11 protein-coding genes are annotated in these 13,482 nt (G+C 59.0%); 8 read left to right on the top strand and 3 right to left on the bottom strand.

The annotated features are described in order from the left end of the window. The first annotated feature begins 285 nt into the window (after positions 1-285). On the top strand, positions 286-696 hold the full coding sequence (locus tag G6031_RS00375) for a hypothetical protein (protein WP_182652083.1): 411 nt from the start codon (positions 286-288) through the stop codon (positions 694-696). A gap of 244 nt (positions 697-940) precedes the next feature. Continuing rightward, positions 941-3,142, top strand: a complete 2,202-nt coding sequence (locus G6031_RS00370; protein WP_182652082.1) for a KAP family NTPase — start codon at positions 941-943, stop codon at positions 3,140-3,142. Positions 3,143-3,243: 101 nt separating this feature from the next. Here G6031_RS00370 and G6031_RS00365 read toward each other — a convergent pair whose 3' ends face one another. The 3 genes from G6031_RS00365 to G6031_RS18715 all read right to left on the bottom strand — a co-directional run bounded on the left by G6031_RS00365 (position 3,244) and on the right by G6031_RS18715 (position 4,982). Beyond that, positions 3,244-3,891: a hypothetical protein gene (locus tag G6031_RS00365; protein ID WP_182652081.1), complete on the bottom strand. Its 648-nt coding sequence runs from the start codon at positions 3,889-3,891 to the stop codon at positions 3,244-3,246. Positions 3,892-4,010: 119 nt separating this feature from the next. Next, positions 4,011-4,466, bottom strand: coding sequence for a hypothetical protein (locus G6031_RS00360; RefSeq protein ID WP_182652080.1), 456 nt, complete (start codon positions 4,464-4,466; stop codon positions 4,011-4,013). A gap of 333 nt (positions 4,467-4,799) precedes the next feature. After that, the gene (locus G6031_RS18715) at positions 4,800-4,982 is read right to left on the bottom strand and encodes a DUF6440 family protein (protein ID WP_241737100.1); all 183 of its coding nucleotides are present in this window, start codon (positions 4,980-4,982) and stop codon (positions 4,800-4,802) included. Positions 4,983-6,423: 1,441 nt separating this feature from the next. Here G6031_RS18715 and G6031_RS00355 point away from each other — a divergent pair. From G6031_RS00355 to G6031_RS00330, 6 genes are all read left to right on the top strand, one after another. Then, positions 6,424-6,903, top strand: a complete 480-nt coding sequence (locus G6031_RS00355; protein ID WP_182652079.1) for a hypothetical protein — start codon at positions 6,424-6,426, stop codon at positions 6,901-6,903. 117 nt (positions 6,904-7,020) lie between these two features. Then, entirely contained in the window at positions 7,021-8,112 is a 1,092-nt protein-coding gene (locus tag G6031_RS00350; RefSeq protein ID WP_182652078.1) for a hypothetical protein, read from the top strand. 370 nt (positions 8,113-8,482) lie between these two features. Further along, a complete protein-coding gene (locus G6031_RS00345; RefSeq protein WP_182652077.1) occupies positions 8,483-9,682 on the top strand; it encodes a hypothetical protein in 1,200 nt (399 codons plus the stop codon). A 466-nt stretch (positions 9,683-10,148) separates the two neighbouring features. Continuing rightward, the gene (locus tag G6031_RS00340) at positions 10,149-11,231 is read left to right on the top strand and encodes a GIY-YIG nuclease family protein (protein ID WP_182652076.1); all 1,083 of its coding nucleotides are present in this window, start codon (positions 10,149-10,151) and stop codon (positions 11,229-11,231) included. Positions 11,232-11,929: 698 nt separating this feature from the next. Continuing rightward, a complete protein-coding gene (locus tag G6031_RS00335) occupies positions 11,930-12,508 on the top strand; it encodes a hypothetical protein (RefSeq protein WP_182652075.1) in 579 nt (192 codons plus the stop codon). A gap of 301 nt (positions 12,509-12,809) precedes the next feature. Then, positions 12,810-13,367, top strand: a complete 558-nt coding sequence (locus G6031_RS00330; RefSeq protein ID WP_241737098.1) for a CAP domain-containing protein — start codon at positions 12,810-12,812, stop codon at positions 13,365-13,367. The last annotated feature ends 115 nt before the right edge of the window (positions 13,368-13,482 follow it).

The following is a 13,482-nucleotide window of genomic DNA, read 5'->3' as shown; positions in this document are numbered from 1 at the left end:
CGAAGGATCACCATTCAGTTACACCACTTCCAGGGGCTTGACCCAACGGATGACACCAGACGGCTACGACAGACGCTAGAACCCTGATTGTCCCGTACTGATCGACTTGCGGCCAGTGAAGATGCGGACAGCCGTATCGACGAACGAGGGCCCTCGACTACCTTGCTTGGTCGGATCCGCCGAAGGATCCAGAGCGATGCCAGAAGCCAGTCCCAGACCGACCCCGAGATCGTCGGGAACGTCGTCCGGCTGCACGGCACCTTGCTCGGGGTGACAATGGCACTCATGGACACGCCACAGGCGCCCGATTGCTCAGTGGACATCGAGGGTGACGGTGTTCTGGATTCGAGGATCGGGCCGTTCTACACCCCCGCTTCGATGGCCGAGGTCTTAGATATTTCGCTGTCAGAGACCATGCGCAGGCTTGAGGCAGGGGAAGTGCCGGGCGCCCAGCTGGAAGACGGTGCCTGGGTGTGTCCTACATGGCAGCTCACGAACAGTCAGGTACGTCCCGAATTCCTAGATCTGTGGAGGGTGCTGATCACGAGCGCTGACGCGTGGACCGCTCTGCTCTGGATATGCGCCCCACACCCCGACCTCGACAACCAGTCCCCGCTGCAGTGGATCGAAAACGAGCAGCCCGCAGAGCTGGCCGAGACGCTAGCTGCGCACACCGCCTCACGCTGGGCCCAGTAGACCAATGGTCCGCGAGAGTTGACAAAATTGAGTGTCCCGTAGCCCGACGGACCAGACACACGCCGACGCAGATCAGATGTTGCCTATCCGTGCAGCAGACCCGCCGATGAGCCTAGCTCGCTCCCTTGTCCTATTCTTCGTCGTCTCCCGATCCGACCTGCCGCTGCGCCGCTTCTCTGAACCCAGGTGCACTGAAATGTGCCACCTGAGCAGCCGATCGGCGAGGTGTGATTCGATTCCAGACATGACTTCTGCCCCCGACACCACCGATCATGGTCGCGTCAACACCGATACGTCGATCACTTCATTCGACGACGACCGGCTCGAGCGAAAAGAGTTCTCCCGCCGAGTCGCAGAGCGTATCCAAGTGGCAGGAGCTGGCGCGAGCGTCACGTTCGGCCTTTCCGGCGCTTGGGGTTCCGGAAAAACTTCAGTACTGAACATGATTCGACTCGCGCTAGAAGAGCAACAGGACTGGGCGGTTGTCGAGTTCACCCCCTGGGCAACAGCTGACCTCGACGCACTGACCGCCGAGTTTTACGAAGTCATCGCTTCTGCGATTCCCCCTGGGAGCGAAGCCGGGCAGAAAGCTCGCAGGATGCTCATGGCCTCAGCACCAGTGGCGAAAGCGGTCCTCAAGGCCGCATCAAAGGGGGCCTTTGAACGGTACTTCGGGGAAGGGACTACAAAAGAGATTGCGGACGCCGCTACCTCAGCGTTCTTGGACAAGTCTGACAACTATGAACCTACCCCTGATCCCTTCCAGCAGCAGTTTAAAGCGATGTCGGAGGCGATTGGAGCTTCCAACTCACAAGTCCTGGTGATCGTCGATGACCTAGACAGACTGCACTCGGATGAGCTACTTGCCGTTATGAAGGCGGTCCGGCTGCTCGGAAGGTTTGACGGAGTCCACTACCTGCTCTCCTATGACAAACGCACCGTCCTGGACTTGATCGGGGCGTCCGATCTCGCAAGGAACAATGACGACCGCGCTCGCGCCTACCTCGAGAAGATCGTGCAGTACCCATTCGAACTGCCGCCGATGCAGTCCGCACATAGCCGGCGGGAACTCACAAACCAACTCACTGCGATTGCCAAACGATACGGCTGCGAACTCGACGGAGCCGATGCCACGAATGGACGCGGGTGGAATCTCATCGACGAGCTATTGACAGTGCTTCCGTCCATCGATGGCAACATCACACTACGTGCGATCTACCGCTGGTGCTCCCAGGTTGACGTTCTGATGGCCCTGGTCGGCCGAGGACACCTAGAACTCCTCGACGCGGCGCTAATCACCTACCTGCGGTTGCGCTACGAACCGATCTACGACCGGCTGCCAAGCTGGCGCTCGGAGCTCGTCGGTGAGCCGCATATGAGTTCAACAACCATGGCAACACAGCAAGATCGTATCAAGCAATGGATGGATCGTTTTCGGGGTGTATACCGCGACAAGGAGGGAACCGACCTGACCGAGGCCTACCAAATCTTGTCATATCTTTTTCCAAAGCTTCCACCCCAGGGCTACGTACCTCCGCGCCCGCCTGCCAGAGCCCTGCCGGTTCACGACGACGAGTTCTTCGACCGCTACTTCATGTTCACCCTGCCTGTCGGTGACATCAGCGACGTTACAGTGAGGGAAGAGACATCTTCACTAATCGAAGATGGGGCTCTTCGCGAGGACAGTGCATTACGCACGTTTATCGACGCTGGTGGTAACAAACGGAAACTTGCCCTGCGGAAACTGAATCGCGAACTAGCGCGAGCCATCACCGATACCGCGCCGGAAAACGCTCTGTCCGCACTCGAACATCTGTGGCCGTCGCTACTGAACCAGGACGGCGATTTATCTTGGCCAGACCCCAGTGAAGCCACCGCTGTGACTCTTCTGGCGCAAAGCGTTGACTCCAGCTCCGACGCCAGCTACGTTCGCGAGGCGCTTAACAGATTGTCAGAAGCGTTTGGCTTGCGAGGGGTCGCGCAGGTTCTTTCAGTGTTCCGCCGGGGACACAATAGTTACCCTGACCCGATTGACGCAGCTTTGACCGATATTCGCGAGAAAGTCCTCAGCGCGTGTATGGCCGATCTGACGTCCCCGGTACCCCCTCGAGAGGGCGGGCTACTATCTTTCGTTAACTTCCTGACCGTTGACATGTACGCGGTGCTGCGACTCCGTATCGACAGCGAGGAATTAACGCAGCTCGACGTCGCGGCCCGACTGTTGACCAGAGATGGCGGCACAACTCCGGAGCTACTGGGTTTCAGGCCTGATCTGTTTAAAGAAATCTACGCGCGTGACGAGTGGGACCTCGACCAATTCCAGGACAGGCCGTCGGAGGATGACCTCCCCTCGCGAGATGGGTATTCGATTGAGGCGCGCAAGTTGAGGGCCCGTTACGCCATGCACGCCCTCATTCCCGAAGACGAGGATGGCCAACACGATTGATCAATCATTAGCTTCCCGCCGGTGCATCGGGCCGCGGTGGACGCGCTGTCGGTGGCGGGCTACTGTCCGCCTCGGAACTGAACCGTGAGAATGTCGCCTAGTTACGTCACGGAGATATGCATCCGTCCTAGACGATCGCGGTGACTGTCCAACTTAGTGACCTCGTCGTTAGCTAACGTAAGGAAAACCCGTATGAGCTCATCGAGGCTCACAAAAGTTAGGTGGTTCATGCTCGACTTGTCCGACGCGACGAGCAGCCCTGCCAACTCCGTTGGTTTCGCCTCAATGCGTGGGTCGTTCTCCGGGAGCTTCCAGTAGTCAAACCAAGAGAGCCCATGATGGCTCCAAGCTAGCCTGAGTATAAGACTATGAACGAAAAGATTGCACATCGCGTTCGCTGAGATCGTTTCTACTTCAGGTGTGCTCATTTCGTACATTTCGAGGTCCCCGAATATGTCCCATTGATCGGGTGCCTCTTCGCCCGGACGCAGCGAGAATCTCATCACTGTTGCCTTGGTCGCGCGAGCTGACTTAGTCACTTTGGATGGCATACCGAGGAGCCGTCGGACCGCGAAGGTGCCGAAGATGACATTGCGCTCGACTTGATAGATCGCTTCGGAAACTATATCGAACTCGCTGTCGGTGCCTTCTCCCTGCTCGAATTCGGACGCAAGGCCTAGTCGGAATTCCTCAAGACGACCGGCCGCTGCAGCCAGGTCTCTCTTCCATGGCCCGGATTCGTTAAACATAACTGCAAGCTTAGCGGAGTGAAGGGAGCTTCGTGGAACCTCCTAGGACGGCAACCGGCGCGTAGTGTTGGCTGGAAGGATCCAGGGTAAACGGGCTCGATGAGGCGGTGCAGTAGCGACTACTCCTTAGACTTTGGCGTGTTTCCTGCCGTCTGTGGAGCTGTCTGATCGCTCGAGTTTGGTGGGTCTAGCCTCTTGAGTAGTTCGGACATTCTGTTCGTTAGTTCGTTCACATGCATGTCCGTAGATTCCGCGCGTGCCGCGATGGACCCGAGGATCGAGTCGCGATCCATCCGCATTCCGCCGAAGAGGCGAGCGTTCTCGATTTGAAGTTCTTGAACTTGCTTGCTGACATCGGTGACTTTTTCTTCAATGCGAGATGCATCTGCCGATGTTGAAGTGCGCAAATCGTTGTGATATGACTTTGTCGCTTCTTCGTGACGTGCCAACTGGTCCTTCAGGTCGCCTACTTTGCTGGAGAAGTTTTTCATAGAAAAACCCATAAACGTCATGCTGAACGCCGTCATGCTGGCCACAATAATGGCGATAATCGCTATCCAGTCGGATCCACTCATATAGAAACGATACAACGAAGTGCAGGAGTTCCTCTGTCGATCGCGCATCATGCCATGACTCCCTCGGTGGGCCGTGGCTGAGTCCGCTAGGCGGTTCGCAGCATCGTCAAGCGGACGAGGGTCCGGGCCACGATGGAGAGTAGGTGACCTTGTCTACAGAGGGCGCAACCGAGAGGTGGGGCCAGTTGAGTGACCTGCGTGCGAGCACGCCGCCTCTTCATCTCCTCTTAAGGCGCGAATGATCCTCGAGTTAGCCCAAGGCTGCGGAACCAAGTCAGTTCACTTCGTCGGGTACGGCGGACCACTCTCGATTAACGTCTCCGGTCAGTTCAACTAGGGCTGCATGACTGGCGAACCGTCGGCTCCCAACAGCACTGTTAGTCCGCCTGCGAAACCGGAGCGACCCCCGTAGCGCCAGAGGTAGCAGACACCGGTCTGGGTATCTCGAAGGATCTCGATTTTTCCCCCAATCCCGATTTCTTCGGAGTGAAGTTTCTCAAATCGTTTCTTGCCCATTTTTTCTACGATTTCATACAGCGGCATCGGTGTTGGGCGAATGGGTCGATGTTTCGAAATTGGAATGGATGGCTGCGAAGATCGATTGGACGAAACGCTCGTCACCTGGCTCGCGAGAACGAGCTTCTCAATTTGGCCTACCAGCTCAATCGCGGCCTCATGGCCCGTTGGCCATCCCGGTGGACGAGAGCCCACGACGAGTACCTGGCCGCGGACTTCCTAGCTACTGCGATGTCTTCCGGAGAAAGCCGAGCCGAACAAGACCTAGGCCGGTGGGCAACCTTGATCCGAGAGCAGCGTGGTAGGTCGCGGGGCGCGTAGGGCTGAATTGGGGGAGTCCGCTGGAGTCACAGGTTGTCAGGGCGGCGGATTCTGCCAATCTGGTGACAATCGACGCCTGACAAGCTGGTGACAACGGGCTGGCTGGCCGGCTACGTACTGACAAGCTGTTTGAGAACCGACATTGCCGCTGTCGCGATGCAGTCCAGATTGACAAGTTGTTAAGTTGTCAAGATACGCATCCGTCCACGAACTGCGCGTTTGTGTGCCGTGACCTGCGCTGATTGCGGCATTTCCCGGTTTTGCCCCGGACTTACTTGTCAAGAAAGTCTGTCAAGTTTCCGCATCAGTGCAGGTTGAAGCCGCGAGCGCCTTGCATTATTTCGGGTTATTGACCATCGCTCAATAATGCCGCTAACCGGAGAGAGTGGATGCCGCGGAGGCATTTGCTTCGCTCCTAGACGGGAATGGAAACCGCTCGGCTCTGAGCTCGCGCAGCGAGGGGTAGCGGGGTGCGGTCCGAACCCTCACCCACACCAGGGGCGTCATAGTCGACTCAGGTTCGGAATCAGCGATTGCCGTGAAGAACGCTGCGTCCTCGCTAGGCCACTGAGTGCGATCGGTCGTGGGGCCGTCGATGAACACTGCGGACGCTGAGGTCAAGCCCGCCCGGTGCAGCGGGTCACCTGATCCGCCGGCGCAAAATGGTGTGGTTCGGGCAGAGGGAGAGAGACGGTGACCTGAGTGGCGGTCCCCAGAGGATCGCTGATCGATTGAAGCTCCATCGTTGGCCTTTCACCATGGGCCGCGCCCGTGCCGTCGCGTGGCCTTTTGCAGCAAATCTCCCGCTACGCGAGGCTGACCGAGCTGTCGCCCGCCTTGGATGAATGCAATCAGACGACTACGACAGGAGCGGGTGCTCGAGGTCAAGCGTGGCCCTGTTCCGACGGCGCTGCAAGAACCGGCCATGAGGGACCAAAGCGGGCACTGAAGTGGTGATGCCGGCAGCCCTGCCTCCAGGCAATCTGATGCAGCGACTACACAGGGAGCTTCGTTCCGTAGGCAACTGCGTCCTGAACGCTGGACACAAGGACGCTGCTGAACGAACCTGGATACAGGGAGTTCCGATCCCGAGCTTGGCTACTGGCTGGGAGGGTACACAATGCGTGGAGCAGTAGTTGTTGTCCCCAAGGGTCAGCCGACCGACGTCCCCGATCGATCTGACCGGGTGATCATGGCTGTCCAAGCCCTGCCCGAGAACGACGACGTCATCAAGTACATGTTCGGCGACCTGGTCGTCAAGGGCGAGCACTCCGACCCCTATGACTGGCGAATCCTTGAGCACCACCACGCCGGGTGGTACCCCCCGGCATTCAGGCACGGCGCGTACCAAGGGATGGTGCAACAGGACGTCCAGCACGGTGACTGGTTCGTCCTTTACGTGGGAAGCCTCACCCGTCGCTATGACCCCGGGGCATTCGAGGCGGAATACTCCATCGTCGGTCCCGCCACAGAGCCCCGGATATCCCAGGCCATCAATCCGGACCATCTGCCCCCGAAATCCGAATGGCAGAAACCGAACATTGACAACCTTCCCCCCAAATCGGAATGGCCCAAGCTCTACTGGAAAGAAAACGAGTAGAGAGGCCTATCAGGCATTACAGTGAGGAGTGCAGATAACGCAGTGTCAGCAGTGGCAGGGGAATCCCGATTGACCGATCTGTTAGGCATTAATCTATGAATACGTGGAGGGATACTGATGGCTTTGGAAATGGGGCTCTGGCGAGCCGAGAATGACACGCTTACCAGACTGACGCCGTCGATGGTCGGGCTTGAAGCCCGGCTGGAGGCGTACGTCGAATCGGATCCGACGATGTTGGGACAGCACCTGATGGTCCTCGGACGGCAGGTGCGTACTCCTCACGGCGGGTTCATCGATCTCCTGGCCATTGATTCCGAGGGATTGGTGCAAGTAATCGAGCTGAAACGCGATAAGACGCCCCGTGACGTCACCGCGCAGACTCTGGACTACGCCTCCTGGGTGGCGACGCTCGGACGGGCTGACATCGTCGAGATCTTCGAAAGCCGTAGGTCGGAGAAGGAGTTCGAAGAGGCTTTCGATGATGAGTTCGGCGACGCACCTCCCGACGAGATCAACGAGAGCCAGGTTTTCACGATCGTCGCCGCGACAGTCGACCCGGCGACCGAGCGGATCGTCCGTTTTCTCAACGAGGTCTACGGGATTCCGATTAATGTCGTGTTCTTTCGGCATTTTGAAGACAACGGTGTCTCGTACATCGCTCGCTCCTGGTTGGTTGAACCGGAAACGCAAGCCGCCGCAGTTTCGACCGCCCGGAGCGCCAAGAAGTTCAAGGAGTCCTGGAACGGCCGAGATTGGTACATCTCTTTCGGCGAGGCCGACGCGGGGCGTTCCTGGGAGGACGCCGAGAACTATGGCTTCGTCTCCGCCGGCGGAGGAAAGTGGTTCTCTAGGACGATGAAAAACCCCCCGGTCGGCGCGCGGGTTTTCGTATGCATTCCGAAGACGGGCTATGTAGGTGTCGGGCAGGTTCTCGGCGAGGCGAAGCGGTTTGTTGACGCGACCGTCCAGATCGACGAAGACGAGCGTCGACTGGCAGACTTGCCGTTAGCGGGAAACTACCGGCACCCGGGCGACGACACCGACGACGACAACGCAGAGTGGGTCATACCCGTCGCGTGGGAACACACGGTGCCCCGAAGCCAAGCCTTTTGGAAGCCAGGGATGTTCGCCAACCAGAACAGCGCCAGCAGGCTTCGCAGCCAGTTCACCATCGAGCAAGTTACCTCCGCCTTTGGATTGGCCATCTGATCGGAGCGAACGGGGCACCTTCGGGAACCGCTCAAGCCGCCCCAGGTCTCCTCGAGCCGTTCCTCCCGGGTGGACAGGCCCGATCCCCTCGACTCCCGCATCACCGCGCCCTCAGCGAACCCCCGCTACGCACTCCGAATCCGGAAGAGCCCCCTTAGCGAACCCAACGGGGCTAGTACGAGATGGCGATAGCAGCCAAGGTTAGAGACACTGGCCGTGCCCTGCCACGAAACCTTTACGCCTGCGGGATCCCAGAATTATGGGCCACACCCCTCCAGTCAGAATCCTGACTATCCGCACGGGATCCGGAAGAATCGCGGGATGTCGGAGCAACGTTCTAGGCTCCGTCTACAACTATAAGGAGTGCGGTATGTCGAATCAGGTCGAGTTGGTCGGAGACGGAAACGGTGTCGTCGTCGTCGGGAAAAAATCTGTCGTATCTCGATTCCTCAAGCGTTCTGGTCTCCAGACTCAGGCGGAGGAGTTTGACTTAAGCGGCATGAGTAGCTTCCTCCGGAATGGGTCGGAAGCTGCCAAGATCGCCGCGAATGCTTATGAACAGTCCGCCATGTATTTGAAGCTCACCCCGGAGTCAGCCGAGCGCCTCAAGGAAGCCGGCGCTTTGATGAAGACCAAGGAAAAGGGCATCAGCCACGCGATGCTTGGTGCGCCTGGGAAAAAGTCCATGAAGTGGCTCCAGGTACAAGATACCCCCAGTGCTCTTGTCGCGAACCCGGCCATACTTTCTGGGCTCGGTGGTGTGATGGCCCAGTTTGCGGAACAGTCCGAGGGGCAAGACCTTAAGGAGCTAATTGCCCGAATTGACGAGAAGCTCGATGATGTTCTGCGAGCACAGCGTGACTCCGTGCTCGCTAAGATACAAAGCGCAGAATCGCAACTTTCTTCATCCATGATTCAACTGGATTCCAATGGTGATCCACGAACAATTTGGGACAAAACTAACGGTTTGATGTCAGCCATCTCAGATGTGCAGCACACCACCTTGAACGCAATGGGGGCCCTTGCGGACAAGGTTGACAACAAACGGAAGACAGGCTCGTTGAAAAGAGCATTGATGGAAGTAGAGCGCGACGTTGCAGTTCACCTCTCGGTCCTGGGGAAGTGCTTCGAGCTCCAGAACCAATTCAACGAGATCGAGCTGAAATATGTATTCGCCACGGCCCCAAGCCACTTTGATAACCACCGGATGGGGCTCTCCAAGGCGCGCGACGAGCGGCGTCGATTAGTGCTCGAAAAGACAACTCGTGTGATGGACCGAATGAATGAAGCTGCCGAAGTCGCCGAGGCGAACATTCTGCTCCACGCGAGTGCCGCTCGCGCGCTCGTCGAGTCGTTGAATGCAACTGCCGAAGCTGTTAACGAATTCCATGTCCCGCTCGGTATTGAGGCGGAGAGCGGCGAGATTTCATTGACTCCGTGGCGGAAGGCACTTCGCGATCCTGGGAAACGAAGCGTCGCCGCTAAGGAGGTTGGACAGAAGACGGTTGCGGTAGTGACAACTGCGGCCGCGTTAGGAGCTATGGCCGTCGTGAACCAGAAGAAGTCCTAGTCGGCCTCCACGATCCATACAGACTGCTGGGAGTGCCCGCCACTGTCATGGCGGACGGTGACCGATCTGGCGATCGTAGGCCAGTCCACCAGGCTGCACATTCGGATACGCTCTTTGCATTCGCTCAGCCCCCCATTCCGCGGGATGGACATTTCGGCGTCGTAGTTCTGATGAACGTCTTGACCGGCGTCGAGTCGCCGCCAATGTGCACGTTGTGACAGCAGGACCAGGGGCGTGCCAGGGCGCCCGAGCAGCCTACTGGGGCTGCCGACTGGCGCACACAGTGGCGTCCTCGTTGATGGCCGGGGTGTAAGCAGGCGACTTCTGGGATGCGAGCACACTAATAGTGAAGCGGCACGTAAGGCTGACAGGGGTGGTGCTCTAGTTGGCTGCCGATAACGGCAGAGGTGTCGTAGCGGTCGGCTACTGTCCCTGCTCAGAGGTTCAACGAATCACCTCATTGAAGGTGGAGCCCGACAACCAGGAGACCGCGATGACAGCCCCGACGCCGGAGAACAACGCCACTACAACTCTTGTCTTCAAGACCTACGGTGTGACCGATCTGTCGAGCCTGGCACCGTATTTTGCGAACATCGATAGTCGGTGTGGAATTTACATTCTCCGGTTCGTGGATGGCAGCGCATACGTTGGTCAAACCGTCGATGTGGTCAATAGATTCAGCACCCATTCCCGCGACTGGAGCAAGAAACTGCCCGACGTCGCGATCAGCAAGGTCGATTTCGCGCCATGCGAGCCGGCGGCCCTTGATGAGACCGAGCGCCTGGTGGTCGCACGTCTTGAGAAGTCCGTCACTCTGCACAACAAGCGTCTGACGAACTGGCCGGGAGGCCGTGGCGACATACAGATCAGCAGGGTCGATATGCGCCCGATCCTGGTCCCCTCCGACCGATCTCGTCGTTCGCGCCTCAGGGACTCGCCAAAGAACAGCAAGCTCCGTCGGCATGTCGAGTTCACGGCACATCCGGGAACTTCGCTCCTACTCGACTTCGTGGGTTGGTATATCGCAGAGTCTCTGCCCTCTCCTGATGAAACCGCAGGAACGATGTGGACCTGCACGGCCCTGCCTACCTCCGCCAACAAGACACGACTCCTGACCCTCAACGTTGGAGGGCTGGAGGCCATTTACTCCGTGCTGATTGGCGAAACGCCTGACACTGCCCACCCCTGGGTGTGGATGAACGTAGCCGTCCCAGAGGGCCGCTCCGCAGCAGAGCTCCAGTTCGACTACGAAGTGTGCAACGCAACAGTCGTGAATTACCCCAGCGAGACCGTCTGGTCCTGGGGCTTCGACCTAGACGCCTTTTTCGATCCCAAGGACACGCGGTTCAAGGAAATCTTCGATCGCCACCTCCGGCATGACAACGAACTTTTCGACCTTGCGTATGCCCTCAACAAGCGCTTGATGGCGAAGCAGCCATCCATGTGGATCCCCAGCCACAACCCCTACCTCGCTTCCGAACTCCTAGCCGGCGCATTTATAGCGGACGACCTGAGCTCAACCCAGGAGAAGGACCCACTTCAGGCGTAACACTCCGATGCGCTCGCCTGGGTCGGCAGGATCCGCCACGTGGATCTGTCAGCTTCCCGTCGAGGTTGTCGAGAAGCAGATGCGCAGAGCCTCAGCGGAGGCGTCGTCGACGATGCGGCTGATTGGCCAGGCTCTTCGAACGTGGCTGTCGATGAACTCTGACCGACACTCAGTTGTCATGGATTGTCAGCGGCGCGGATTCTGCCAATCTCGTGACAATCCGCGGCTGACAAGCCGGTGACAACGCCCTGGTGGATCGGCAGCGTACCGACAAGCTGGGTGAGAACCGACATGCCGCACAAGGCAGAAGGTGGGATTTTGTGTCGAAAGATTGGGATTCTGGGATCTTGGGCCGGTGTTGATGCAATCGGTTGGAATTCCTGAGAATCGCGTGACAGTGCAAGAATCTGCCCTCTAGGGCGACAACTGGCTGGGCCGGACGTTTGGCCGGGCAGGGCAACGTGTAGCCACCGGTGCAGGGGCGCATCGCGGGCGCAGCGCCTGGACGCCGACCAGCGGAGTGGGTTGGACACGCCGCGAGGGGCGCCTGTCGGCTGTGCGGGCCTACCCTCCCTTCTAGCAACGTGCAGCTGGTTAATATCTACGCACCCGGGATCGCTGGTAGCCGAAAGCCCGCATGGTCGATCTCTCCGGCATAGGGTGCTGGGCGCTCCGGATACAAGTGGGGAGGTCACTGCATGTTGGGGCGGAACCTGATCGGTCTTATATCAGCCACTTCCCTCGCAATCCTCATGCTTGCGGCATGCGGAGGTTCAGACGAGACCCCCGCCGACTTGACTCCCAGGACTAGCTCTTTCGAGCCGACCAGCGGCCACGTCAAGGAGGAGATCGGCCGCCCGATCGGGTTATTCTGCCGACCGTCCGGAACGATGGAGTCGTGCAGCGTCCAGTTCACGGTCACTGGTATCAGGGAAGTCGATCCGTCTAGCTGTGACGCGCCCGATGACAACGCGGGCAGTTTCGCGGCGATCGATGTGGAAGTCATAACCCGCCCCGAGTTCTCTGATCCAGCCGCAGCGGCCGCTTTGAAGTGGGATAACTGGAGCTACGTTGACGACTTAGGCTTCACAGTTGTCGAGCAGGACCCCGCTGCTGGGTGTCGTGACGATTGGAATCCTGACGCCCTCTATGGCGATCTTCCCGAGAACTCCACAATCGAGGCCACCCTCGTCCTGAGGACGCCGAACGGAGTCCGGTCAGTGCGGGTAGACCCACCCCAGACCCCGAACGCCTATGAGTGGGAAGCCCCTTGGTAGCTGCCGCGAGAGTCGCTGAGGCCGATGCTCCAGAGGGGCGGTGTGGCTCGCGCTCGGCCCGGGCGGACCCTTGGGACGCCTTAGATTGAGAGAGGTGTGCGGTCAGCCAGTCGCCTGCGCGACTTCCGCAAGGTCGTCGAGGGGACCATCTACCGCTATCGATCAGGGGTTCTGGTGCCCCTGGCGTCGTGATGTCGTCTGTCCGTGAAATAGGTCCTCCCGACGCCGAGATCCGATGGCCCTCGGGGACACGAGCGTCGTGCATTGGCCACCGTCGGTACATTCGGAGCGGGTGATCAGGATGAGCAATCGGACAGTCTCGAGGGTCGCGGCCGCTTCGCTACTTCTGGTGGCCTCGATGCTGGGGAGCGGCTGCGCAGAGTGGGACGCCGCGGTGAACCGGGAGTTCCCGTCCGTTGACTCGGGGAGCCAGGCTGAGGTCGAACCCCCGGCAGATCCGTCGCCGGTGGAAAAGCAGACCAACGCGATGCGGGGCGAGATCGGTATTCCGACTCTGGACGCCAGCGAGAAGCTCCGAGACAGTGCCTGCGCGAAAGCGGACGACATGATCGCGAGGGACTACTGGGGGCACCACGCGCCTGATGGCAGTGGCGATCCGTTCATGTTTATCCGTGAGGCTGGCGTCGACTATTACACGGCTGCAGAGAACCTGTTTTATTCAACCTCGGGCGGATCCGATCCGGTCGACAGCTGGATGGACAGTCCCGGTCACAGGGCGAACATCGTCAACCCGGACTTCACCAGGGTGGGCGTCTGCGTGCGGACGGCTGCGTACCAGGGCTTCCCCGAGGCCCATCTCTATGTCCAGCACTTTGCTACTCCGATATCGGAGAGGTAGTCAAAACCCGGACCCCGGCGAGACGGTGTGTGAGCTCGCGACGCGGGTGACGGCGAGGGAGCGCCCGTCGGTGTTAGGGACGTGCTTCGGATAGCAGGGTTCTGATGATCGGGTA

This window comes from Dietzia sp. CQ4 (assembly GCF_014145125.1).
GTDB classification, from domain to species: domain Bacteria; phylum Actinomycetota; class Actinomycetes; order Mycobacteriales; family Mycobacteriaceae; genus Dietzia; species Dietzia natronolimnaea.
Note: the sequence above shows the minus strand (reverse complement) of the source record. Positions and strands in the feature narration are given on the sequence as shown.